The organism is Paenibacillus sp. FSL R5-0527 (genome assembly GCF_038008055.1).
Classification (GTDB): Bacteria; Bacillota; Bacilli; order Paenibacillales; family Paenibacillaceae; genus Fontibacillus; species Fontibacillus macerans.
Genome location: NZ_JBBOYI010000001.1, coordinates 260,171 through 283,505 on the forward strand (window position 1 = coordinate 260,171; position 23,335 = coordinate 283,505).

Annotated in this window: 20 protein-coding genes and 1 pseudogene; 9 read left to right on the forward strand and 12 right to left on the reverse strand. The window is 55.5% G+C overall.

All coding sequences use genetic code 11. The features are described from left to right. Window positions 1-16 precede the first annotated feature (16 nt). A complete protein-coding gene (gene aguB / locus NYE69_RS01100; RefSeq protein WP_340922951.1) occupies window positions 17-895 on the reverse strand; it encodes an N-carbamoylputrescine amidase in 879 nt (292 codons plus the stop codon). Window positions 896-920: 25 nt separating this feature from the next. Further along, window positions 921-1,970: an agmatine deiminase family protein gene (locus NYE69_RS01105; protein WP_328274034.1), complete on the reverse strand. Its 1,050-nt coding sequence runs from the start codon at window positions 1,968-1,970 to the stop codon at window positions 921-923. A 208-nt stretch (window positions 1,971-2,178) separates the two neighbouring features. Between NYE69_RS01105 and NYE69_RS01110 the strand changes: the two genes are divergently transcribed. Further along, window positions 2,179-3,258, forward strand: a complete 1,080-nt coding sequence (locus NYE69_RS01110) for a bifunctional transcriptional activator/DNA repair enzyme AdaA (protein WP_340922959.1) — start codon at window positions 2,179-2,181, stop codon at window positions 3,256-3,258. 366 nt (window positions 3,259-3,624) lie between these two features. On the opposite strand, the gene pcp is transcribed toward NYE69_RS01110, so the two are convergent. Then, window positions 3,625-4,230 carry a pyroglutamyl-peptidase I gene (gene pcp / locus NYE69_RS01115; protein WP_340922962.1) on the reverse strand — a complete coding sequence of 202 codons (606 nt, stop codon included), beginning with the start codon at window positions 4,228-4,230 and terminating at the stop codon, window positions 3,625-3,627. Between the two features lie 299 nt (window positions 4,231-4,529). Here pcp and serS point away from each other — a divergent pair, with 299 nt between their 5' ends. Next, on the forward strand, window positions 4,530-5,816 hold the full coding sequence (gene serS / locus NYE69_RS01120) for a serine--tRNA ligase (protein ID WP_340922966.1): 1,287 nt from the start codon (window positions 4,530-4,532) through the stop codon (window positions 5,814-5,816). Between the two features lie 70 nt (window positions 5,817-5,886). After that, window positions 5,887-6,939: a C40 family peptidase gene (locus NYE69_RS01125; protein WP_340922969.1), complete on the forward strand. Its 1,053-nt coding sequence runs from the start codon at window positions 5,887-5,889 to the stop codon at window positions 6,937-6,939. Between the two features lie 196 nt (window positions 6,940-7,135). Here NYE69_RS01125 and NYE69_RS01130 read toward each other — a convergent pair whose 3' ends face one another. After that, the gene (locus NYE69_RS01130) at window positions 7,136-7,420 is read right to left on the reverse strand and encodes a hypothetical protein (protein WP_340922972.1); all 285 of its coding nucleotides are present in this window, start codon (window positions 7,418-7,420) and stop codon (window positions 7,136-7,138) included. A gap of 88 nt (window positions 7,421-7,508) precedes the next feature. Between NYE69_RS01130 and NYE69_RS01135 the strand changes: the two genes are divergently transcribed. Beyond that, window positions 7,509-8,240, forward strand: a complete 732-nt coding sequence (locus NYE69_RS01135; RefSeq protein ID WP_340922974.1) for a guanylate kinase — start codon at window positions 7,509-7,511, stop codon at window positions 8,238-8,240. Between the two features lie 21 nt (window positions 8,241-8,261). On the opposite strand, the gene NYE69_RS01140 is transcribed toward NYE69_RS01135, so the two are convergent. Further along, the gene (locus NYE69_RS01140; protein ID WP_340922977.1) at window positions 8,262-8,957 is read right to left on the reverse strand and encodes an ArsR/SmtB family transcription factor; all 696 of its coding nucleotides are present in this window, start codon (window positions 8,955-8,957) and stop codon (window positions 8,262-8,264) included. Window positions 8,958-9,098: 141 nt separating this feature from the next. Between NYE69_RS01140 and NYE69_RS01145 the strand changes: the two genes are divergently transcribed. Beyond that, on the forward strand, window positions 9,099-9,734 hold the full coding sequence (locus NYE69_RS01145; protein ID WP_340922982.1) for a flavin reductase family protein: 636 nt from the start codon (window positions 9,099-9,101) through the stop codon (window positions 9,732-9,734). 303 nt (window positions 9,735-10,037) lie between these two features. On the opposite strand, the gene NYE69_RS01150 is transcribed toward NYE69_RS01145, so the two are convergent. After that, a complete protein-coding gene (locus NYE69_RS01150) occupies window positions 10,038-11,099 on the reverse strand; it encodes an LLM class flavin-dependent oxidoreductase (protein WP_340922985.1) in 1,062 nt (353 codons plus the stop codon). A gap of 519 nt (window positions 11,100-11,618) precedes the next feature. On the opposite strand from NYE69_RS01150, the gene NYE69_RS01155 reads away from it, so the two are divergent. Next, complete coding sequence (locus NYE69_RS01155; RefSeq protein ID WP_240752205.1) at window positions 11,619-12,647, forward strand: CdaR family transcriptional regulator; 1,029 nt, start codon at window positions 11,619-11,621, stop codon at window positions 12,645-12,647. Window positions 12,648-12,820: 173 nt separating this feature from the next. Here NYE69_RS01155 and NYE69_RS01160 read toward each other — a convergent pair whose 3' ends face one another. The 3 genes from NYE69_RS01160 to NYE69_RS01170 form a co-directional block, all read right to left on the reverse strand. Continuing rightward, window positions 12,821-13,963 (reverse strand): glycerate kinase family protein, encoded by a 1,143-nt coding sequence (locus tag NYE69_RS01160; RefSeq protein ID WP_340922988.1) that lies wholly within the window; start codon window positions 13,961-13,963, stop codon window positions 12,821-12,823. Between the two features lie 67 nt (window positions 13,964-14,030). After that, window positions 14,031-15,326, reverse strand: a complete 1,296-nt coding sequence (locus NYE69_RS01165; protein ID WP_340922990.1) for a GntP family permease — start codon at window positions 15,324-15,326, stop codon at window positions 14,031-14,033. Window positions 15,327-15,808: 482 nt separating this feature from the next. Then, on the reverse strand, window positions 15,809-16,825 hold the full coding sequence (locus tag NYE69_RS01170; RefSeq protein WP_340922993.1) for an SDR family oxidoreductase: 1,017 nt from the start codon (window positions 16,823-16,825) through the stop codon (window positions 15,809-15,811). A gap of 278 nt (window positions 16,826-17,103) precedes the next feature. Between NYE69_RS01170 and NYE69_RS01175 the strand changes: the two genes are divergently transcribed. Together NYE69_RS01175 and NYE69_RS01180 are read left to right on the forward strand one after the other, a co-directional pair. Beyond that, complete coding sequence (locus tag NYE69_RS01175) at window positions 17,104-18,426, forward strand: MATE family efflux transporter (protein WP_328271946.1); 1,323 nt, start codon at window positions 17,104-17,106, stop codon at window positions 18,424-18,426. Between the two features lie 111 nt (window positions 18,427-18,537). Further along, on the forward strand, window positions 18,538-19,572 hold the full coding sequence (locus tag NYE69_RS01180; RefSeq protein ID WP_340922996.1) for a phosphatidylglycerol lysyltransferase domain-containing protein: 1,035 nt from the start codon (window positions 18,538-18,540) through the stop codon (window positions 19,570-19,572). A gap of 145 nt (window positions 19,573-19,717) precedes the next feature. Here NYE69_RS01180 and NYE69_RS33575 read toward each other — a convergent pair. Beyond that, a pseudogene (locus NYE69_RS33575) lies at window positions 19,718-19,859 on the reverse strand (IS4 family transposase); the annotation flags it as partial. A 368-nt stretch (window positions 19,860-20,227) separates the two neighbouring features. Here NYE69_RS33575 and NYE69_RS01185 point away from each other — a divergent pair. Next, the gene (locus tag NYE69_RS01185; protein WP_340922999.1) at window positions 20,228-21,142 is read left to right on the forward strand and encodes an IS1595 family transposase; all 915 of its coding nucleotides are present in this window, start codon (window positions 20,228-20,230) and stop codon (window positions 21,140-21,142) included. A 522-nt stretch (window positions 21,143-21,664) separates the two neighbouring features. Here the strand turns inward: NYE69_RS01185 and NYE69_RS01190 are convergent. Both NYE69_RS01190 and NYE69_RS01195 read right to left on the reverse strand, forming a co-directional pair. Next, the gene (locus NYE69_RS01190; RefSeq protein ID WP_316560343.1) at window positions 21,665-22,204 is read right to left on the reverse strand and encodes an NADPH-dependent FMN reductase; all 540 of its coding nucleotides are present in this window, start codon (window positions 22,202-22,204) and stop codon (window positions 21,665-21,667) included. A gap of 199 nt (window positions 22,205-22,403) precedes the next feature. After that, entirely contained in the window at window positions 22,404-23,276 is an 873-nt protein-coding gene (locus NYE69_RS01195; protein ID WP_340923004.1) for a M15 family metallopeptidase, read from the reverse strand. Window positions 23,277-23,335: the final 59 nt, after the last annotated feature.

Consider the following 23,335-nt stretch of genomic DNA (forward strand, 5'->3'; position numbering starts at 1 on the left):
TTATGAAATTACGCGCTTAGTCGATACGCAGCTCGCCGTCGTAGGAAGTGATGATTTTGTACAAATCCGGCCGGCGGTCGCGGAAAATTCCCCACTCGATGCGCTGCGTCTCCAACTGATCAAGGTCGAACTCCGCCACCAGCACGGTCTCCTCGGTGCGGTTCGCTTCGGCGATTTTGTTGCCCTGAGGCCCGGCGATAAAGGACGAGCCGTAAAACGTGATGCTGGAATCTTCGTCCGTTTCCTCGCCGACGCGGTTGGAAGCGACGACCGGCACCAGGTTCGCGGCGGCATGCCCGAGCATGCACATCTGCCAGTGATCCTTGGAGTCGATTGAGCCGTCCTGCGGCTCGGAGCCGATCGCGGTCGGGTAGAACAACAGCTCGGCCCCCATCAGCGCCATGCAGCGGGCGGCTTCCGGGTACCATTGATCCCAGCACACGCCGACGCCGATTTTGGCGTAACGCGTGTTCCACACTTTAAAGCCGGTATCGCCCGGGTTAAAATAAAACTTCTCCTCATACCCCGGCCCATCCGGGATATGGCTTTTCCGGTAGCGTCCGAGCACCTCGCCGTCGGCGTCGATCACGGCCAGCGAGTTGTAGCGGGCGTTGTTCTTTTTTTCGTAGAAGCTGATCGGAAGCACCACTTTCAGCTCCTTGGCCACCTGGCGAAAATGCCGGATCGCCGCGTTCTCTTCCAGCTCGGTGGCATAGACGTAGTAGTCCGATTTTTCTTTTTGGCAAAAATAAGGCGTCTCGAACAGCTCCTGCAGCAAAATAATCTGCGCTCCCTGCCGGGCGGCCTCGCGGACCAGCTTATCCGCCTTGGCGATGTTTTCTTCTTTATTCGTGGAGCAGCTCATTTGCGTGGCCGCCACCTTCACATTTCTCATCTGGGGTCCCCCTTTATCATTGATTTTAAGCGCGTACCCGGCCCGCCGGCATTTGCTGGGTCGTGCAGTGCACATTGCCGCCCTCGCGGATGATCGCCATACCGTCCACCGTGCGGATTTTGCGGTCCGGAAACGCCTCGCTTAAGATTCGCTCCGCCTGCCGGTCGGTTCCCGCCGCGGCGCCGCCAAACACCGGCAAAATGATGCCGCCGTTGACGAAATAAAAATTCAAATAACTTAGCGTCAAGCGGCTGTCTTCATACATGGTGCGCGGCGGCTGTGGAATTTGGATGATCTCCGGCTTGCGCCCCTTAGCATCCACCGCGGCGTTCAGGATCGCCAGGTTTTCCTGGGTAATCTCATAATTTTCATCTTCCGGGTCCGTGCACACCTGCAAAATCACCTTGCCCGGCGCGGCAAAGCAAGCCACGTTGTCGACATGGCCATCCGTCTCGTCGCCGCTTAAGCCCCGCTTCAGCCAAATGATTTGATCGACGTTGGCGAAATTTTTCACCGCCGTTTCGATCTCTTCCCGGCTCATCTGGGGGTTCCGGTTCGCGTTCAGCAGGCACTCCTCCGTCGTCAGCAGCGTGCCTTCGCCGTCCGTATGGATGGAGCCGCCTTCCAGCACGAGCGGCGCGTCAAACCGCTTCACGCCCAGCGCTTCGAGAATTTGCGGCGCGACCGCGTCGTCCAAATCCCATGGCGCATATTTGCCGCCCCAGGCGTTAAACCGCCAGTTGACCCCGGCCAACTCGCCTTCGCCGTTCACGAGGAAAGTCGGGCCGTTGTCGCGAAGCCACGCGTCATTGTGCGCGATCGGCAGGCATTCGATCGGGTGGCGGTGTTTGCCGCCGCTGAAGATTTTCTGCACCTTCTGCAAATCGTCCGGATTGACGACCACCGTCACCGGTTCGAATTCGGCGATCGCCGCGATGAATTCGGCATAACCCCGGCAGACCGCGTCGTGCTGCCCGGGATAACACATCGATGCCTGCACCGGCCAGGAAATAAACGTGCGCTCGTGCGGCGCCCATTCGGCCGGCATTTTATAGTTCAAGTCTCTAGGATACATCGTTTCCCTCACACCCTGTATTTAAAATCATTAGATCATGAATTCCTGGTTCACCATGATATCATATAACAAAACATACCCGCCCACAATGGAAGTGTTGACCGCCTGCGGGACAGGCCGGAGCGAAAAAATCGCTGCCCGATTTTCGGCGGCGGGGCGGGCTGGTGAGCGGTATAATTTATCTAACCAATTTCAAGGGAGGCCGCGCATGATCCCCACGGAACGCAAAGAGGAATTTTATAAAGCTTTGTTGGAAAAAAACACGGAATACGAAGGTTTGTTCTACGTCGGTGTGAAAACGACCGGCGTCTTCTGCCGGCCCACTTGCCCGGCCCGGAAACCGAAGCTGGAAAATTGCGAATTTTTCGAGACCGCCAAAGAAGCGCTGCTCGCTTCTTTTCGGCCATGTCAGCGCTGCCGTCCGCTGTCTCCCCCGGGCGAGGCGTCCGATCTCGTCCGGAGGCTGGTGGAAGCGGTGGAGCTGCATCCCGAGAAGCGCTGGAGGGACGAGGATTTCCGGCAGCTTTCCGTCGATGCGTCGACGGCGCGCCGCCAATTCAAGAAGCGCTTCGGCATGACCTTCGTCGAATATGCCCGGGCCCGCCGCATGGGCCTGGCGATGAAGCATATTCGCTCCGGCCAGCCCGTGATCGATGCCCAGCTTTCCATAGGCTACGAATCGAGCAGCGGGTTCCGCGACGCGTTTTCCCGGATTATGGGCGCGCCGCCGACCCGGCTGGATGAGGGCCGGATTTTACGGGCGGCCTGGCTCGATACGCCGCTGGGGCCGATGATCGCCATCGCCGACGAAGCGGCCTTGTATCTGCTGGAGTTCGTCGATCGCCGCGGGCTGGAGCGCGAGGTGGAGCGGCTTCGCCAGCGGACGAAAGCGGCGGTCATCCCCGGCGTCACCGCGCCGGTCCGCTCGATTGAGAAAGAGCTGGCGCTTTATTTTGACGGCGGGTTAAGCGAATTCAAGACCCCGTTGTTTTTGCTGGGGTCGCCTTTTCAGCGGCAGGTGTGGGCGCAGCTGCAGCAAATCCCGCCCGGAGAAACCCGCTCGTACGCCGAGCTGGCCGCTGCCGTGGGGAATCCGGCGGGTTACCGCGCCGTGGCCCAGGCCAACGGAGCCAATCAGCTCGCCATCGTCATCCCCTGCCACCGCGTCATCAACTCGAATGGCGAACTGGGCGGCTACGGCGGCGGCCTGTCGCGCAAAAGCTGGCTGCTGAACCATGAGAAACGCGGCGGGGACGGTGTGCGGACGGCCGCGAGTTATATGAGTTGAGTCGGTTGAGCGGATTAAGTAAATAGAGTTAGTGGCGCAAATGGGGGGATGAGTTTGGGAGTTGGGCAAGTGGAGCGAGTTAAGCGAGGCGAGTTAAGCGAATTAAGCTAGTTGTAGATGCGCTGCCCGTCTCGGAGAAAATATAAGGGCATAAAATGGCGTTATTCCAGCAATATTCGTCCATTGAGAGAAATAGAGGCATTTTATGTCGCTATTTTCTCGAATTACCAGGAAATGCCCGGGTTCTGGCCCATTCATAAGAAAATAAGGACAAAAAATTCCGCTAATGGGGATGAACATGCCAGGCTCCGGATAATAAGCACATAAAGTTCCGCTATATTTTGAAGGCCTGGATTTAGACGCTGACTACGTCAAGACGCCGATCGCCAGCTCCAGGCCCAAAACGATTTGATCCAGCGCCATGCTTGGGGCCCCGGGATGCCGCACCGCCTGTTCCGGCAGATAAGGAACATGGATGAAGCCGCCCCGGATCGGCCGGCCGCTGACGGCAATATGGTGCATCAGCCCGTAAAACAAATGATTGCACACGAAAGTGCCGGCCGTATTGGACACCGAAGCCGGAATACCACGGGCCCGGAGTTGGTCCGTCATAGCCTTGACGGGCAGCGTGGACCAATAGGCAGTCGGCCCTTCCGCCACGATCGGCCAATCGAGCGGCTGGTTCCCGTCGTTGTCGGGAATCGCGGCATCATCCATGTTAATGGCGATCCGCTCAAACGTGATTTCGGCACGGCCCCCGCCCTGGCCTAAACCAATAACGATGTCGGGCCCCATCTCCTCCATCGCCGCGATCAACGTGTCCGTTGATTTGCCAAATACCGTCGGCAGCTCAAGCCCTACAATCACATGCTGGCCGAGAGTCCGGCCCTTCAGCCGGTTCATCGCCTCCACGGCCGGATTGATTCGCTCTCCGCCAAAAGGCTCGAAACCGGTTAACAAAATTTTTTTCATCAAATTCCCTTCTCACCCTTGAATAAAAAACACCATCTACGCTATACTGTGAAAAATATATCGGAATCATGCCTATGAAGAGCATCCAACTCGGAGGCGTTTTCGTCAAGGGGAAGCCGGCAAAAGACGGCTCCTTCCCCCTAAGTTAACCGGATCCGCCCGTTACCGCGGAAGCAAGTGGATTGAACGGCATCACACCGTTCGGTCAATTTGGGTGGCACCGCGAGAATACAAGCGCTCCTCGTCCCAATCGGACGAGAGCGCTTTTTGTATTTTTATAACCAAAGGAGCGGATAGCCATGTTAGACATCAAGTGGATTCGGGAGCATCAGGAACAGGTTCAATTAATCGCGGAGCAAAAAGGGATTGATCTTGCGATCCCCGAGTTGCTCCGCCGGGATGATCAGCGCCGGGCGCTGCTGCTGGAGGTCGAGCGTTTGCGGCAGGAACGGAACCGGTTGACCCAGCGTATTCAAGGGTTTGTTCGTGAGCGCGCGGTGGAGGAGGCCGAATCGTGCAAAGGGGAGGTCAAAACGCTAAACCGCCGGCTCACCGGTCTGGAGCATGAACTCCAGGAAGCGGAGCGGGAATATCGGGACCTCATGCTGCTCGTGCCTAACCGGATTTCGCCGGACACGCCCATAGGCAGGTCGGACCGGGACAATGTGGAAGTAAGGCGAGCCGGCGAGCCCCCGGCGTTTGGCTTTGAACCGCGGGACCACGTGGCGCTCGGCGAGCTGCATCGTCTCATCGACATTCCCCGCGGCGTCAAAACGGCCGGAAGCCGCAATTACTACCTCACCGGCATTGGCGTTTTGCTCCACCGGGCGGTGCAGCAGTTGGCCGTCGACCTGCTGGTTGCCAAAGGGTTTGCACTGTTCGAGGTCCCGTTAATGGTTCGGCCCGCGGCGATGCTAAACACCGGTTTTTTCCCGCTTGGCCAGGATCAGACCTACCGGATCGCCGAGGAGGACCGCTGTCTTGTCGGTACGTCGGAAGTGCCGCTTGTCTCGTATTTCGAGGATCAAATCGTTGATGTCGCCCGCCCGCTCAAGCTGGCCGCGGCATCGCTTTGCTTCCGGAACGAGGTGGGCTCGGCCGGCAAAGACGTGCACGGGTTGTACCGGGTCCGCCAGTTTGCGAAGGTGGAGCAAGTCATCCTCTGCCAAAACGACCCAGAGGTCTCGGAACAGCTTTTTCAGGAAATTACGGAAAACGCCGAGGAGCTCCTGCGGTTGCTGGAACTCCCTTACCGGGTAATGGCTGTTTGCAGCGGCGACATGTCGCAAAAAACGTACAAACAATACGATATCGAAACGTGGATGCCGAGCCGGGCGGCGTACGGGGAAACCCATTCGTCGTCGCAGCTGCTCGATTTTCAGGCCCGCCGGTCGAACATCCGGTTCAAGGATCACAGCGGCAAACTGCAGTACTGCTACACATTGAACAACACAGCGGTGGCCTCGCCCCGCATTCTGATCCCGCTGCTGGAAAACCACCAGGAAGAAGACGGAAGCATCCGGATTCCGCAGGCGCTGCGCAAGTACATGAACGGATTGGAAAGGATCGCACCACCATATAGGTAATATTTACTATAAAACTAATCCGCACCGGCACCGTTTAAATATATAAGACTATCCAGAAATAGGTGATCTTATGACGAAACGAAAACGCACGATAACGTGTATGCTGGCGGCCTCTCTGGTATTGTCCGCCTCGGCGGAGGCGGCCGCCGCCGGTACAGCGCAGCAGGGGCAAGCCGGTGCGGACAGCCGCATTGCCATAGAACTGGACGGGAAGCCGCTTGTGCCTGAAGTCCCGCCGGTCTTGGTCAACGGAACCGTGCTCGTCCCCATCCGCGACGTTTTTGAACCTTTAGGCGCAAAGCCGGCATGGAACGGGGAGAACAAAACAGTAACGGCGGCCAAAGACGGCACGACCCTTGTTTACCGGATCGGCGAGCGGGAAGCGCAGCTGAACGGTCAAACGCTGGCGCTCGCGGTTCCCGGACAAATCGCGGACGGTCGCACGCTGGTTCCGCTCCGCTTCGTGAGCGAAGCGCTGGGCAGCGAGGTGGAATGGGACGGAGCCGGACGGACAGTGCGGATCGCTTCGGCTTTCGATTACGATACGACGATTAAGCAGAGTGTTTACCTTCGCAGCAAGCCTGACGCGGAAGGCAACGCCGTTAAACTGCTGCCCGCCGGCAGCAAGATTCACGTAGCCCGTGAGGTCGGCGCCTTCTGGCTGGAAGCGCGCACTCCGGACGCACTTAGCGGATATGTGTCCGCCAAGCCGAAATACACCGATTACACCAGCGACGCGTTAGCGGAAAAACAAGCGGACAAGCTGATCGCTTACGGCAAAACCTTCGAGGGAACGCCTTACGAATTCGGAGCTTCGCCGGATCAAACGAATACGTTCGATTGCTCTTCTTTTGTCAAACACGTATTTGAGAGCGTGCTGTCGATTGAGTTGCCGCGCGTCTCTTATGACCAAGCCAAAGAAGGCAAAGAGGTCGGCGAAAACGAACTGCGCAAGGGCGATTTGCTCTTTTTTAGCTCACGCGGGCTGGACATCGGCCATGTCGGCATTTACGCCGGGAACAATAAAATCCTCCACACCTATTCCAATGAGAAGGGCGTACATATCGGGGAGTTTGACGGCCAATGGAGAAAACGGTTCGTAACCGCGCGCCGGGTGTTTTAGAGAGGCGGCGCCGGGCTGGCGAATCCTGAGACGCAAAAGACCCGTGGAAGTGTTTTTCAAGCCTCCTCCGCGGGTCTTTTTTAGATTATTTATTTGGGCCAACATCAAGCCAAATTGGATCAAGGCCTGCAGCCGGGTTTGCCTGTTTTTCACGGGAAGAAGGGTGCCCCGATGGGATCAACTGCAAAAGTGCATTCTATTTCCCGCAAATCACCATTTTAGAGCGATTGAAATGCAAAAGTGCATCTCTTTTTAGGGCTATCCGATAAAAAAGTAACTTATGACCGGAAATGAACTGCACTTTTGCATCTGAACCACCTGTTTCGGGGAATTTTGCGAAAACCGCCTGCACTTTTGCATTTCGCCACCCTTCCCCCGCTTCCTCAGCGGAGCTGAGCAATTTCATAATCACGGGAAAAACTATCGCTAAACGAGGTCTGTCTTCCTTGAGCGCCTCGATGACCGAATCGCATGCCAGCACTACAATTTCACCTGCAAACGTAACGAATTTACCAAAATCTGCCGAAATACATGATATAGAGAAAATTTTGCCGCAAGGAGGTGAATCCGTGCGCCGCAGGGCGAAAGTCCGGTCCTCGCCGCGCGCACGGAGAGCGATGTGGAAATGGCTGAAATCGTCAAAAACGTCTCCCGTTCCCCCCGAATCAATCGGCAAGCCTGAAGCAACGGGCATAACCGCCGAAACCTCTAAGGCCGGTGAGGCTAGCGAGGCTGGCGAGTTCGGCGGCGCCGCGAAGCAACAGGTCATTGTCATCACGGGAACAAGCGGCTCCGGGCGCAAAGAAATTGCCATGCGGTTGAGCTCCGAGCTGGGTATTCCTTATGTGCTCCCTTATACGACACGCGCGCCTCGACCGGGTGAACGGGACGGAGAGCATTATCATTTCATCTCCGACGCCGAATTCCGGGCGCTTCAGGACAAGGACGAGCTGTGCGAGGCCGTTCGCCTCGAACGGGGCGGCTACGGCATCGCAAAGCTTGAGCTGGAGCAGGCGCTGCAGCAGCGCCAGGCCGCAATCGTCGTCGTAAACCACGAAGGCGTCCGGACATTCCGGAAGTTATACGGCGATGACGCTATCCGGATTTTTCTGTATGTCACCAAGGAAGATATCCGGCTTCGCCTGGAGCGGGAAGGAACTCCTCCCGAGGTGCTCGAAGAGTATTTGCGGAATTACTCCGACCAGGTGATTTACAAGCGGGAAAGCGATTTTTTGCTGCAAAATATCGAAACGGCCGCGACGCTTGAAAAAATCAAATTGTTTCTGCAGGAGCGAATATAGGAACTAAGCAGGCGGAGGCTGTTAATCCTCTACCTCCAGCGAGAAAGCTTCTTTCAACCCGGCTTTGCCTTGCGGCGTAATTTTGACCGCTCTCGTATTCGGCAGACGCTGCACCCAATTCAGCTCCAGCAGCCTATCCAGCAGGGCGTGGCCCAGCGCTCCGGCCAAATGATGACGCCGTTCGCTCCAATCCAGGCATTTGTGGGAAAATGAGCGGCGTTTTCTTTTTACCCGGTTCAGATCGATTTGAAAATTTTCAAAAAAAGCTTCCCCATTTTTCGTTACTTCAAATCCGTTCTCGCCTTCCAGCAATATCCCCTCCCGGACCAGGCTTTGGGTTAAGCTCACCCCCAGGCTTCCGGCCAAATGATCGTAACAGGTGCGTGCCTTGCGCAGCGCTTGTTCTTCCGCCGATTGCCTAAGCGATTTAATCTTCACCGGCGGCGCGATGGACAATAGCGATTCCATCACCTGCGCGACCTCCGGATTCCGGATGCCGTAATACCGGTGCCTGCCCTGTTTTTCGACGGCAATCAGCCCGGCATCAACCATTTTGGCCAAATGAAAACTTGCCGTTTGCGGCTGGATGCCCGCCATCCGGGCCAACTCCCCGGCCGCGTGGAATCTTCCGTCCATCAGGGCGTTAAGTATGGCCGAACGGGAGGCGTCGCTGACCATCGAGGCGATAAGCGCCACATTGGTGTTTACGATTGCCATATAAGTTGCTTCCTCCTTGTCGTGGATTTTCGTATGACGGCTTTATTTTGCTATGCAATCCATACTTCGATCATAGTGGAAATGTCCTTATTATACAATTGGGAAAGCAGTTCGGAGAAAGTTACTAAAGGAGGAGCTAAGATGGAGCATTACACGGACAATACGGAAGCAGGGCCAACTGAAACCAAGGTGATCCGGCCTAAAATTTTATATTACGGAACCCCGGTGATTTTGCTGAATACGTTAAACGAGGACGGCACCGTCAATATCAGTCCGATCTCTTCCTCGTGGGCGCTCGGAGATATCATCGTGCTGGGCATCGGGCTGACCGGAAAAGCGGCGGAAAATTTGGACAGGCACCGCGAATGTGTCATCAATCTTCCCAGCCCGTCCATGTGGGAGAACGTGGAGCGCTTGGCCCCGACAACCGGCAAGAATCCGGTGCCGGAAGCCAAGCTGGATATGGGCTTTAACTTCGAAAAAGACAAGTTTGCGGCCAGCGGCTTAACGCCGGCGGTATCGCATCAAGTAAAACCCGCGCGCATTCGCGAATGTCCCTTGCAGATCGAAGCCGAGGTGTTGTCCCTGCGCGTCCCGGAACATTCTCCGGATTTCGCCATCGTCGAAACCCGGGCAGTGAGGGTTCACGCCCACCGCGGCATCCTCCTGGACGAAAACCGCATCGCCCCGAGCAAATGGAGCCCGCTCATCTACAATTTCCGCCACTATTTCGGCTTGGGGGAGCGGCTGGGGAAGACGTTCCGGGCGGAGAGCTGAGAAGATTAAGGGGATTCGGAATCCATCATCCCGAGATCCCCGGTTCAGAATCGCCCAACGCTTCTCTATTCAACAAAATAAGCCCCTAACCAGGAAGTAATGCATTGAAGACCGAAGCCATCATTTAAAAATCAAGCTGCCGGCCTTTTCCCTTATCTTGATAGTCCGATATCTCTTCCTTTCCGTTATTTCTCTATTATCCAACAATTCCCCTGCTTCCAAAGAACTATTTCGTGTATAAAAAAGCGCGAGCATAGAGGATAAGGACACATTCCCCTATTACTCGCGCTTTTTGGCTTTAACTTACTCCACTTCCCCGCCTTCCGCTTCCCAGCGGGCGATTTCCTCGCGGACGCGAGGCGCCACCTCGGTGCCGAGCAGCTCGATCGATCTCATGACGTCCTCGTGAGGCATCGTGCCGAGCGGACAATGCAGCATAAACCGGGTGATGCCTACGTTTTTGCGCAGGTGGATGATTTTGGCCGCGACCGTCTCCGGATCGCCGACGTACAGTGCGCCTTCCAGGCTGCGGGCCGCATCGTAGGTGGCGCGGCTGTAGTAGCCCCAGCCCCGCTCCCGGCCGATGATGTTCATGCCGGCCTGGGTCGGCGGGAAAAACTTCTCGACCGCCTCGTCCAGCTTATCCCCGACAAACCCGTGCGAATGCGAAGCCACCGTCAGCTTGGAAACGTCGTGTCCGGCCTCGGCCGCCGCACGCTTATACAGCTTCACCAGCGGCGCAAACTGGACGGGACGGCCGCCGATGATCGCCAGCACCAGCGGCAATCCAAGCAGCCCGGCGCGAACGACGGACTCGGTATTGCCGCCGCTGCCGATCCATACGGGGAGCGGATTCTGCACCGGACGAGGGTAGACGCCCAGGTTTTGAATCGCCGGGCGGTGTTTGCCCTGCCAGGTTACTTTTTCCGACTCCCGCAGCTTGAGCAGCAGGTCCAGCTTCTCATCAAACAGTTCGTCGTAATCGTTCAAATCATATCCGAACAGCGGAAAGGACTCGATAAAAGAACCGCGCCCCGCCATAATCTCCGCACGTCCGTTCGAGATGCCGTCAAGCGTGGCGAAATCCTGAAACACCCGGACCGGATCGTCCGACGACAATACGGTCACCGCGCTGGTGAGGCGAATCCGTTTCGTCTGCGGCGCGGCTGCTGCCAGGACAAGGGTTGGCGAAGACGCTGCATAATCCTTCCGGTGATGCTCGCCGACGCCAAAAACGTCAAGCCCCACCCGGTCGGCCAGAATAATCTCTTCCACTACCTCGCGCAGCCGCTGCGCATGACTGATGACTTCACCGGTAACAACGTCCGGCGTGGTTTCCACAAACGTGCTGATTCCTATTTCCATGATCGGTCCCCCGCTTCATTATATTAACTATATTTTTGTATTCTACTATATTTTTCTCATTAAAGCAAAAGAAAAGCGCTTGTATATGAACTGTACGCTTCTGCATACCCATATTCGAAATTCTTCATTTAGAAAGGGTCCTTTTTCATAAAATAGCAGCCGCTACAACCGTTAGATCTTCGGGTAGGTTTACGGGAAATCTTAAGCAAAAGTTAATGCAGCGCTAGGGGCGTTTCCTGGTTATTCCCTATCTTAACGGACACAACTGACCTTATTTTGCTCTAAACGAGGCAATTTTTACGAATCTGCAGGAAATTACACCTCCTGTGACCGCTACAATTTAGGACCCGCTTTTTCGGGCGAACAGAGTCTTTAGGGTCCGTTACGGACTAACCCGATTCCTAGAGTACCGGACTTACGTCTTTTGTCATTTCATGCAAATGCACAAATGATGTATACTTTTTTGCCAAAGGGTAAAATGATGGCAGGCGGATTCTTTTTCCGAAGGAGGACCCCGAAATGTTTCAGCTTTCCGAGAAGCAGGCCCAGGAAATCGTAGATAAAATGATGATGGATATTCCCTATAACATTAATATTATGAATGACCAGGGGATTATCGTCGGCAGCGGCAAAAAAGAAAGGGTAGGCACCGTTCACCAGGGGGCCGTCAAAGCGTTGGCCACGGGACAAATGGTGGAGGTATGGGAGGACAAGCGTTTTGAGAAAAAAGGCACCAACGAACCGATCGTCATCGACGGCCGGCGCGTCGGCGTCATTGGCATCAGCGGCAATCCGGACGAGGTCCGGCCTTTTTGCAATATCGTAAGGACGACCGTAGCGCTGCTGATCGAGCAGAAAACCGCTTTGGAAAATCTGGCGCATGAAGCCACCCGCAAAAAGGCGTTCCTGGAAATGCTGCTTGCCGCGCAAGGACCGTACACCCAGAAGCTGAAAAAAGAAGCCGCCGCCTACAAGCTGGACCTGCTGCTAAAAACCGCGGCGCTTTATCTGAAGCATCTCCAATGGGACGAAGAGGCGTCTAAGCTCCTGCGGCCTTATCCTTCTTTTCTCCTGGAAGAAGACACTTGCCTCATCCTCGTGCAGCACGAATCGGACACAGAGCCGCTGATTCGCCAGCTGCTGAAAAGACAACCTGATGTATTGATCTCCGTCAGCCGGTTTGAGAACAGTATCGCGGAGAGCTGCCGGCAGGCGAAGTCGGCCATGGGCGTATTGCTGGCTTTGAAGCTGCCGGTGCGGACGATCTATTATGAGCAGGTTCCGTTTCTGGTCAACCTGAGCCAAGTAAAACTGTCCGCCGACCTGCATGCCGTCGGCAAGCTAGAGGATTCCGCAGAATTGCTGGAGACGCTGCGCAGCTTCATCAACAACAACTGCAGCGTTTCCCTGACGGCGGCCGAACTAAATATCCACCGCAACACACTCCAGTATCGCCTGAAACGGATCGAAACCGTGACCGGCAAAGATCCGCGGAATGTGCTGCAATTGTTTGAGCTTATTCACGGCTTGCTGTCGCTGTACAGCTAAAGGGCAAGGAAAAGAGAAAGGGCGCATACGACGCAACCTTTCTCCCTCGGCTTTCCATGTTGTACAAGGGCGGACTCCATTCGCCCGCCCACGTCGGCTCTCGCTAAGCTTCAGCACTCAGGATACTTGCTCAGCCTTAGCATTGGACTACTCGCTCAGCTCAGCACTCTGGATCACTCGCTCAACTTCAACACTCTGGCGATGTTTTCGCAGGTGCGCTCCACGTTTTGCGGCCCTTCGGCCAGCAGCTTCTCCAAATCGCCCGCGCCCGGAACGATGCCAAACACCGCGTCGATGCCCTCCTCGTACAGCGCTTCGATCCCTTCGCCGATGTAACCGGCGACGGCGATGACTTTTTTGCCTGCTTCTTTGGCCGCTTTGGCTACCCCGTAAGGGGTTTTGCCGAATTTCGTCTGGAAGTCGATGCCGCCCTCGCCGGTAAACACCACATCCGCCGCCGCCACTTTCTGTTTCAGGCCGGTATATTCGATAACGATCTCGATGCCCTTCCGCAGCACGGCCTGCGTAAAAATCAGCAGCCCCGCTCCCAGCCCGCCGGCCGCCCCGGCGCCGGGGATATCGCGCACGTCCTTGCCGAGCTGCCGCTTCGCAATGTCCGCATAATGAGCCAGGCCGGCGTCGAGCTGCCGCACCATCTCCGGCGTGGCGCCTTTTTGCGGGCCAAACACATGGGACGCGCCATGCTCGCCGCACAGCGGATTCGTCACATCGCAGGCGACAATCAGATTCACCTGCCGCAGCCTTGGATCAAGCGCGGAAATATCGATTCGCTCCAGCCGCTTTAGCGCTCCGCCGCCGCGGGGCAGCTCCCGGCCGTCCGCATCCAGGAACCGGGCGCCCAGCGCCTCGGCCATGCCCGCCCCGCCGTCATTGGTGGCGCTGCCGCCGATGCCGATGATAATCCGCTTGATGCCTTTTTCAAGGCATTCGCGGATCAGTTCGCCGGTACCGTAAGTGGTCGTGATGAGCGGATTTTTCGTTTCCTTGCTCACATGGTGAATCCCGCTGGCCGAGGCCATTTCGATCGCGGCGGTCTCTCCGTCGCCCAGAATGCCGTACTGTGCCGTCACCGGCTCCCCGAGCGGCCCGGTTACCACCTTCGTATAGATCCGCCCTCCGGAAGCGTCCACCAGGGACTGCACCGTGCCTTCACCGCCGTCCGCCATCGGAACGTGGATAAAGTCGGCCTGCGGGTAAACTTTGCGCAGCCCCTTTTCCATCGCAGCGCACACTTCCTTGGCCGTCATGCTCTCTTTGAACGAGTCCGGCGCCAGCACAAATGTTTTCGCTTTCATTTTCTCACCCCGTCTATAATTGTAAAAGCAAACTTTCGCTATCCTCGTATGGTGTTAAAGTTTGACTTTAGAACAAAAATCCGTAAATCAACGTCGCCGCAATGGCCATCGTTCCGCCGACAATGGCTTCGTAAGGAATGAGGCCCATCCGCTGCTTGATCGTCATTTTCATCGCTCCCGCCGTAACGTGGAAATAGTTGCCCTGCGGCAGGGAGTCGATCACAGTGGCCCCGGTATGGACCATCACCGCCGCCGCCAGCGGAGCCGTGCCCATATTGAGGATGGCTTGTCCGAACGAACCCGTCGCCAAAATGACGCCCGTCGATGTGGATGCGGTAGCCGCGGCCATCAGGATACCGGAAATCGGCGCCAGGAAGGTACCCGAAATCCCCGAAGCTTCAATCAGGGACACCACCTGCGTCGACAGATCCGAAGCGGAGATCAGCCCGGCGATGCCGCCCGCGCCGATCAGGATCAACACGGTTGCCGTCATTTTATTCAAGCCGGAGGCGGTGTACTCCAAAATCTTCTTGCCCTGGCCCATAGCCAGCATCCCGATGATTCCGGCAATCGGCAAAATGTACATGGCGTCCACTTTAAACTTCGCCAGCGCCTCGATGCCCGACAGCGAACCGATCGGATTGATCATCAGCAGGACGACGGCGACCAAAGGCGCTACGATCGCTTTGCCCAGCGGGGGATATTTCGACGTGTCTACCGCCTCATCTACTGCTTCTGCATCGGTTACTTTGGCTCCTTTATTTTTCAGCAGCGTGGCGACGATGACCGTAACGATCAGGCCGCAAACCGCCGGAATCAGGCCGGCCAGCATGACTTGGCTCAAGTCCAGGTTGAAGCCGCGCGCAGCGGCAATTGCATTCGGGTTGGGGGAAATAATGTTCCCCGCTTTCCCGCCGCCGGATAACGCCAGAAGCAGGGCAATCTTGGAGATCCCCATCTTGTTCCCGACCGACAAGGCGATCGGCGCTACGATCAATACCGCAACGGGGATAAATACGCCCACCGCGGTAATGATCATGGTCGCGAGCGCCAGCGCCAGAATCGCTTTACTTCCGCCGAACTTCCTGACGATCGCCTGGGCAATCGTCTCGGCCGCCCCCGACTCCATCATCACGCCGGCCAGCACGCCGGCGGCGAGCACCCGGATGACCGTCCCCATCACGCTTTGCGTCCCGCTGACCAGCACGCCGACGGTCTCTTCCAGGTTGGCTCCGCCAATTAAAGCGCCTACAATCGCGCCCAAAAACAACGCATAAACCGGATTCAACTTTCTTAATATCAGAACGATGGCTATTGCCAGCCCCGCCAAAGCGCCAATCCAACTGATCGTTAATCCTTCCATCTGTCTTCCTCCTATGCATTTGTTGAACACGCTTTCAGTATAATCGGCCCCCGCCGGAAAAAATATTGATAAAGGGACGAAATGTATTGTGCAAATGCACTATGATAATTCGCACGGTAAATCCGCCAAAAGCCGCTTGAAAATCACACGCCCGCCCTGATGCAAACTTAAGCGACGAACACATAACAGCAAAAAATGCCGCTATTCCGGCGGTCCCCCCACTTTGAGAGAAATAGAGGAAATTTATGTCGTTATTTTCCCGACCCGCCGGGAAATGCCCCAAATCTGCTGCGTTTCTTGAAAAATAAGTACATAAAGTTCCGCTAATGGGGATAAATGTGCTCAAATCCGAAAAATAAAGCCATAAAGCTCCGCTATTTCGGGCCAGGCGTGGAGGATGAACAAAAAGGGACGCCAAGCTGGCGTCCCGTGGCCTGAATGAATCAGGCGCATTCCTTTCGGTTTATTGTGTCTAATTTCGTCTATTCGCTTACGGCCTTGGCGGCCGTCTCCAATGCTGCGATCACTTTATCGCACCAGGCGTCGAACTCCGGATCCTCCGTCTGATACTCAGGATGCGCCAAAATGTATTCCACCGTCCGTTTGATGCCCTGATCGGCCCGTGTTGTGGCTGTGAAACCGGGCACCAATCTTTTCAGCTTGGCATTGTCAAACACGACGGTGTTGGCCTTGTCGCCGAGCAGCCCGCCCCGCAAATCATAGGGACCGCTGGCCGCCAGAAATTCGGAAGCGACATGCACCGCGCGCAGCTTGACGCCAAGGGCATCGGCGATAATTTCATAAATTTGATTCCAGGTGACGCTTTCGTCCGAGGTAATGTGCACCGACTCGCCGATGGCGTGGATATTGCCCATCAGCCCGATAAACCCTTTGGCGAAATCGCTGTTGTGGGTCAGCGTCCACAGCGACGTGCCGTCCCCGTGAATGATCACCGGCTTGTTCTCCAGCATGCGTTTGGCCACCTGCCACGAGCCTTTGCTTCCGTGCACCCCCAGCGGAATGGACCGCTCGCCATAAGTATGGCTCGGTCTGACGATCGTCACCGGAAAGCCCTGCTCCCGGTACTGCTTCATCAAATACTCCTCGCAGGCGATTTTGTTCCTGGAGTAAGCCCAATAAGGATTTAATAACGGCGTTCCCTCCGTGATGCGGTAATCCGACAGCGGGGTCTGGTAAGCGGACGCCGAGCTGATAAATATATATTGTTTCGTCTTGCCGTTAAACAGACGATAGTCCCGTTCCGCCTGCGACGGTTCAAAAGCGATGAAATCGGCCACCACGTCAAAGGTTTGGTCCGCCAGCAGCCCCCTGACTTCGTCCTCATGATTGATATCCGCTTGAATGACTTTTACGCCGGCCGGCAAATCCCCATTCCGGCTTCCCCGGTTCAAAAGGTAAAGCTCGCAGCCCTGTTCCGCCAGCTGTCTCGTAATCGCCGAACTGATCGTCCCCGTTCCTCCGATAAACAGCGCTTTCAAAAAAATCCCTCCCCTATGGCTTTGCCTTGCTTTTTTTATGGTATCATTTAAAAGTATCGGTTGAAAGCGGGCAAATTTCGGTGATCCATCCGACTTCATTGACAGATAGCGCCGGTGATGTTATCTTCAACCCTATCGCTAATCTTGCGATTCGTTCAAGCTCTTCGTCCGAAGAGTTTTTTCCATTACATGAAAAGAATGTGATTCCTTTGAAACAGGTTCTGGCCCGTCTGCAAAAAGAGGGCGGCTTACTCGACAAATATTTATCCGGCGAATCGATGGATTACCGGCAGGTGATCGCCTTGTTTTTGCCGATTTTGGTGGATCAGGCCTTTATCGTAGGCCTTAATCTGGTGAATACCGCGATGATCAGCTCCTCGGGCGTCGCCGCGGTCAGCGCCGTCAACATGGTCGACTCACTGAACGTGTTCCTGATCAATGTTTTTGTCGCCGTGGCCACCGGGGGAACAGTGGTCGTAGCCCAATACAAAGGCAGCGGCAATGACCGCATGGTCTCCCGGGCCGCGGCGGGCACGGTCACCTCGGTGTCCCTGATGGCCCTGGCCATCGGCCTGCTCCTGATCGGGCTGCACAACCCCGTCATGAGCCTGCTGTTCGGCTCCGCCTCCCCGGATGTGCTGGACAGCGCCCGAGTCTATCTGATCGGCAGCAGCATTTCCTACATGGGCTTGGCGCTTGTGCAGGCGGTATGCGCGGGACTGCGGGGGATCGGGAAGACCCGGGCCTCGCTGGCCCTCTCCCTCATCATGAATTTACTGTACGTGCTGCTGAATGTGGTGTTCATCAGCGTACTCCACATGGGCGTGGTCGGGATGACCCTTTCCGTGAACATCGCCCGGTATGCGGGCGCTATTTGCGCGTTGTTTTATTTGTTCAAAATGGAGGAAACGCTGCGGCTGCACCTGCGCGACCTGTTCAAGCTGCCGTTGTCGATGCTGCGCAAAATCATGTTCATCGGGCTCCCGTTCGCCGCGGAGCAGATGTTTTTTAATGGCGGGAAGCTGCTCACCCAGGTGTTCATCGTCAGCCTGGGCACCTACGCGATCGCGACCAACGCCATCGGCGGTTCGCTGGCCATGGTGTTCCAAATCCCCGCGAGCGCCTTGTCGCTGACGATTGTCACCGTCGTCGGGCAATGCATCGGGAGCGGAAATATTGCCGACGCCCGGAAGTTCATCAAATCGTTCCTTTGGCTCGGCTCCGCTTCCCTAGCCGTGGTCGGACTTCTGCTGATGCCGTTCTTCCGGCCGCTCGTCGGCTTGTTCGATCCTCCCGCCGAAATCGTCGGCGATATATTTGCGGTCCTGCTGATCAGCACCATCGCCCAGGTTCCGCTGTGGGCGGTCAGCTTCATCCTCCCTTCCGCGCTGCGGGCGGCGGGAGACTCGCGGTTCACTTCGCTGACCTCGATGCTGACGATGTGGCTGTTCCGGGTCGTGCTGGGATACATTCTCGGCATTACGCTGGGCTTCGGCATTACCGGCGTCTGGCTGGCGATGTGCTCCGAATGGGGCGTGCGCGGCGCGGTTTTCCTGTGGCGGTTCCGCGGGAAGAAGTGGTATGCCCATAAAGTGATTTAAAGCGCGGCAAGTCCCTCTAAAAATGCCTGCGGAAAATGCCGATGATTAATCTATTCGACGCAAATTGGCGTCCTGCATCACATGGAAATTACCAGTTTAGGAGAGGTACCTTTGATCGACGCCACGCAAGAGCGCCGCTTGCAGCGCCTGCTGCAAAGCTGCGGACACAACTCGCATACGCACTTATACTACCTTGGCGATAAAAAATGGTTTTGGGATTCCGAGCACGAAGCTTGCATCGTCTACCGCAGCCTGGGGAACCGCAGAATCGCGTTGGGCGATCCCCTGGGCAAACCGGAAGCGATTCCGCGGGTGATCGGCCAGTTTATGCATCACTGCCGCGAGCACGGGTACATCCCGGCTTTTTATCAGGCCAAGTCCTCCTTTTTGCAGCTATACAAGCAGCACGGGCTCCAGTATGCCAAAATCGGGGAGGAGGCCCAGGTCGATCTGGCGAAGTTCCATTTGCATGGAAAAGCGTGGCTGAAGCTGCGCGGCCGGATCAATAAATTGAAACGGGCCGGCTTCACATTTGCGGTGCTGCACCCGCCTTTTGAGGACCGGTTCCTGGACCGGCTGCACAAGATTTCCGGGGAATGGCTCGGTGAGCGGAAAGAGAAAAGCTTCTCCGTGGGTTCGTTCTCCCGTGAGTATGTCAACCGGTTCCCCGTCGCCGTCTTGATCGGCCCGGATGGAGAATACGAAGCTTTTGCCACGCTTGGCGGCGATCCGCCCCCGTCCTCGCCGGATTCGCGGGATGCGGCCGCGCCCCGCCAGATCACCGTGGACCTGATGCGGTATACGAAGGCCTGTCCGCATGGCGCCATGGATGTGCTGTTTGCCTCCCTGTTTTTGTGGGCGCAAGAGCGGCGATACGATTTTTGCAGTCTGGGCATGGCTCCTTTGGCCAACGTAAACGACCTTCTTTTTGCCAAATGGGTTTATAAATACGGGAACAAGTTCTATAACTTCAAGGGGCTGTACGATTACAAGAACAAGTTTGCCCCCGCATGGAAGGATGTGTACTTGGTCTATCCTCCATCGGGCCTCCCGGTTACGCTCACCGTACTCATGCTGATGATCCATACTGCTCCCGGGAACAGGAAGCCGGCAAAAGACAAGATGCTTTCCAACTTCGTTTCTTAAATCGGGCTCCAATATGAAAGCAAGCCGCCGTTTGTTCTCCCATAAGAAAAACGTCTATCGACGTACTCTCAAGGAAGCCAGACCGCGTATAGCGGTAGTTTTCTTGCGATTATAGAAGTGCTCAGCCCCGCTGAAAACTTATAACTCAACTTTCGCAGCAAAAAATCGGCAGACAAGCCTTGATGTAGCTGGATAAAGCAGCAATCCATTGCCGGAGTTGACGCTGAATCAGAGATGGACAGCGTCTTCCCGGCTTTTTGGGCTGCTTCGGTGATCAAGTCGAGCAACTATGGAAGCGTCAACGATGTAGAGACGTCACGATCCGGCGGGGTCAGCGTATCTATCTTTTGCACCGTAGCCGTTCGAACAGTGTCACAAATCGACGCCAGGTGAGGGGGCTAAAGGGACTGTCTAAAGGGTTCGTGTCTTGGTGTTCCTGCCTGCTGCCTGCCTTTGCACGATTATTCCTTTCGTTCAGGGAGCGGGAGGGCTAGAGCAAAGGGTTCCAAAAAAAGAGAGAAGAAAAAACAGAAAAGATGAGGAAAAAATAAGGCGGTTCAGGTGAGATTTTCAGCTTGATAAGAGAACGCATGTTTGGTATAATGAAATAAATGGAACTTATGTTCGTGTATTCTTGATTCGGGGGCGAGTAAACATGGAGATCAATGCGGGAACGGAACTTCAACCATTCAGCAGCCGTTTTAACGGCGAGCAGGATTGTATGGAGGCGCTAATCGCGATGAAGTGGCCAAACGGCTTTGTCTGCCCGCGCTGCGCTCACACCCGGTGCAGCCGTCTGACCTCCCGGCATATCCCTTTGTTTGAGTGCGGAAAGTGCAAGCATCAAACATCGCCTTTGGTCGGCACGATTTTTGAAGGAACGCATCTCCCCCTGGTGAAGTGGTTTCATGCGCTGGAGTTGTTCCTGCTCTCTGGCGGCATCTCGGCGCTGCGGCTGAGCAAGGTGATCCGGGTCGCCTACAAGACCGCCTGGTCAATGTTGCACCGAATACGCCATGCCGTCGGGGAGTTTGATGCCCGGGAGCTGCTCTCCGGAGACGTGAAGGTGAACAGCGATCAGTATGGGCGTAATCCGTCCCGGTGTCAGCTTTCGCATCCGTACGCCTCGGCGGTCGTAGCCGGCTGCACGATCACGGAGTCGGGCGAGCCGGAGCAGGTCAAAATCCGCCTGGTGCCGTATAAGCGGGGAGGCGAAGAAAGGGCAAACCGTCACGATCTAACCGCGTTTATTGGCGGGCATGTGGATGTTCGTTCATCGGCGGTACAGTTGTTTCCTCAGGCCTTTCGGCTGTATGCTCCCTTGCGGAGAGTGGTGAGAGAGGCGTGGGAATCGCTGAAAAGTACGTATGGAGCCTTGGGACTGAAGCATCTGCAGGCGTATCTAAACGAATACACCGGATGCCGCCGGCTGCGCCTGTCCGGAGGACTGCCCGGAGCGGAAGAAACGATGCGGCAGAAGTTACTGCGCATGTGTGTGGCGATTCCGGCGATCCCTTACCGCCGGCTGATCGGGCGCCGACCGAATCAGCCCCTTGCGGCTGCGGCCTGATCGTGATGTTTGAACGGTGGGGGTTAACTTGATGCGGATCAACTTAATTGGGTAGGGGTTAGCATGAACAGTACGGGCGTTGCTGCAGACGGAAGAGTTCAGGCTACAGCAAAATCACGGTCTTTTCGTTTCCCTCGCATCTTGTCCTTGATCTCCTATCTTGATCCCCTGTCTTGATCTCTTATCCGGTCTATATTCACCTCCCCTAAATATGATATGATTCCTTCTCCTAAGCCCGTCTAAATTATCTCGAACCTATCTGCTTCTTCACCAAATATTTTCCGAGCTTGTCTTTCTCTTTAGCTACCTGATCAAACGGGATAATCGTGCAAAGTCTCCGGAAAGCGAGTGTTGATCTGCCGCCCCTCCCCCCCCCACTTCCCTATCCTCAAGCCTTCAACGCAGGGACTCAAGCTGATTTTTGCTCTGTGAAAGTCGAGTTATAAATAATCTTAAAAAAAGAGGTCGCCCCAAGTAGCTTAAGTCTACTTTTGGGGCGGCCCTTTTCGTTCGTTTATGCCATTAACGCAGCGTCTTCAAAGCGCCGCTCCAAGCGAGCACTTGGTCCAGCATGCCGTTCAGGTTGGTCAGGTGCAGATCAGCCGGTTTAAATACGCTGTAGTTTTCGAAATCGGTGAACAGCGACAGCGTAACATGTACGCGAACGTCGGCCACGGACAATTCGCCAAGGATGCCGCGCAGGTGTTCAGCCGCGCGGGCGCCGCCGACCGAGCCGTAGCTCACGATGCCGGCCGCTTTGTTGTTCCAGGCTTCGCGTGCGTAGTCGAGCGCGTTTTTCAGCGCGCCGGTGATGCTGTGGTTGTACTCCTGCACGATAAACACGAAGCCGTCCAAGGAGTTCAGTTTTTCATTCCACTTCGCCGCTTGCTCGGAAGCGTCGGCTTCACCCAGAAGCGGCAGCTTATAATCGGCGATATCGACGATTTCATAGTTCGCGTCTCCGCGCGCGTCGGCGATTTTTTTCACCCATTCTCCCACTTGCGGGCTGACGCGGCCATCGCGGGTACTTCCCAAAATAATCCCAATGTTCAATTTTGACACGTTTGTCTCCTCCTTATTCGTTGTTCTTCCAAATATTCTGTCCAACAGACCCATGAGTTTACACCGCCATGTATATTGCTTGCATCCCTAAAATATTATCTTTATATTGAGATGCTTGATTCTGAAACAATCATAAACCCAGGCGGTTCCATTTGTCAAGCTGCTTACAAAAAGTTTGTTAAAAATATATTCGTCCGCTCTATTCCTCATGCACAGTTACAATCACACCGTCCACATTATTTCCGGAAAGCTCATAACTTCCTTCGACCGGAACGCGGATTGTACCGCCATCGGTGACGGGAAAATAAAATACGTGGTAGGTCTGGCCGTTGACGTCGGCCTTAACGGCTTGTTTCACTTTCAGGTAGTTGAGATACTCTTCCAGAACCATGTCGTTTCTCTGCATAATGGCGCTGTGGGGCAGGCCTACATAACGGAAATGCCAGGGCTCGTATTGAATGCCGGTCACCGCGGTTTTGTTCTCCGGATAACGCAGTACAAACCCGTATTTCCATGCGTTCTCTTTTAACCATTTGCCTTCCGGCGCAACGTTCATCTCCGCTTCTGACGAGCCGATATCTAGTGACAAACCCAGGTTATGCTCGCTATATCCCGCCGGCATCGCATATTCCGCTCCCATTTGACGATACAGCTCATCCTGCCGCCGCTCGTCCCGATACCCGCTGGTGATCAGGAAATGATTCACTCCGTCCTCGCCTGCGGCGGCGGCCATCTCGATAAATTTTCCAGCCAATCTTTCCGACAGCCGAACCGTGTTATCCATCACGCCAAAACCTTGGAGTAATTCATCATGTTGAACCAGACTGAGTGCTTCCTCCTCCGGACCTTGATCCGGAACCGGATGGTCTTGATTGACCAGCAGCAGATCGCCCCGATAAACCTGCTCCCCCGTGATTTTTATCGTGAATCCCCGGTCCGCCGGGGCTTGGGGGTTATCGTCGGTAAGCGTAATTTTATCCAACGGAATCGCGGATAAATCGCTGACTTTAAATTTAACGAAAGCGTAGCCCAGCAGCAGCAGGACCAGCACACAAAACACCCATTTCTTCATGGCTCGTATTCCTCCTAACCTTTCATTCCTTAAGGATAGTCAAAATTTTTTAAGAAGAA

Coding starts and splice junctions, on each gene's coding strand:
- aguB (WP_340922951.1), bottom strand. CDS start 895: ATGAGAAATGTGAAGGTGGCGGCCACGCAAATGAGCTGCTCCACGAAT.
- NYE69_RS01105 (WP_328274034.1), bottom strand. CDS start 1,970: ATGTATCCTAGAGACTTGAACTATAAAATGCCGGCCGAATGGGCGCCG.
- NYE69_RS01110 (WP_340922959.1), top strand. CDS start 2,179: ATGATCCCCACGGAACGCAAAGAGGAATTTTATAAAGCTTTGTTGGAA.
- pcp (WP_340922962.1), bottom strand. CDS start 4,230: ATGAAAAAAATTTTGTTAACCGGTTTCGAGCCTTTTGGCGGAGAGCGA.
- serS (WP_340922966.1), top strand. CDS start 4,530: ATGTTAGACATCAAGTGGATTCGGGAGCATCAGGAACAGGTTCAATTA.
- NYE69_RS01125 (WP_340922969.1), top strand. CDS start 5,887: ATGACGAAACGAAAACGCACGATAACGTGTATGCTGGCGGCCTCTCTG.
- NYE69_RS01140 (WP_340922977.1), bottom strand. CDS start 8,957: ATGGCAATCGTAAACACCAATGTGGCGCTTATCGCCTCGATGGTCAGC.
- NYE69_RS01145 (WP_340922982.1), top strand. CDS start 9,099: ATGGAGCATTACACGGACAATACGGAAGCAGGGCCAACTGAAACCAAG.
- NYE69_RS01150 (WP_340922985.1), bottom strand. CDS start 11,099: ATGGAAATAGGAATCAGCACGTTTGTGGAAACCACGCCGGACGTTGTT.
- NYE69_RS01155 (WP_240752205.1), top strand. CDS start 11,619: ATGTTTCAGCTTTCCGAGAAGCAGGCCCAGGAAATCGTAGATAAAATG.
- NYE69_RS01160 (WP_340922988.1), bottom strand. CDS start 13,963: ATGAAAGCGAAAACATTTGTGCTGGCGCCGGACTCGTTCAAAGAGAGC.
- NYE69_RS01165 (WP_340922990.1), bottom strand. CDS start 15,326: ATGGAAGGATTAACGATCAGTTGGATTGGCGCTTTGGCGGGGCTGGCA.
- NYE69_RS01175 (WP_328271946.1), top strand. CDS start 17,104: ATGGATTACCGGCAGGTGATCGCCTTGTTTTTGCCGATTTTGGTGGAT.
- NYE69_RS01185 (WP_340922999.1), top strand. CDS start 20,228: ATGGAGATCAATGCGGGAACGGAACTTCAACCATTCAGCAGCCGTTTT.
- NYE69_RS01195 (WP_340923004.1), bottom strand. CDS start 23,276: ATGAAGAAATGGGTGTTTTGTGTGCTGGTCCTGCTGCTGCTGGGCTAC.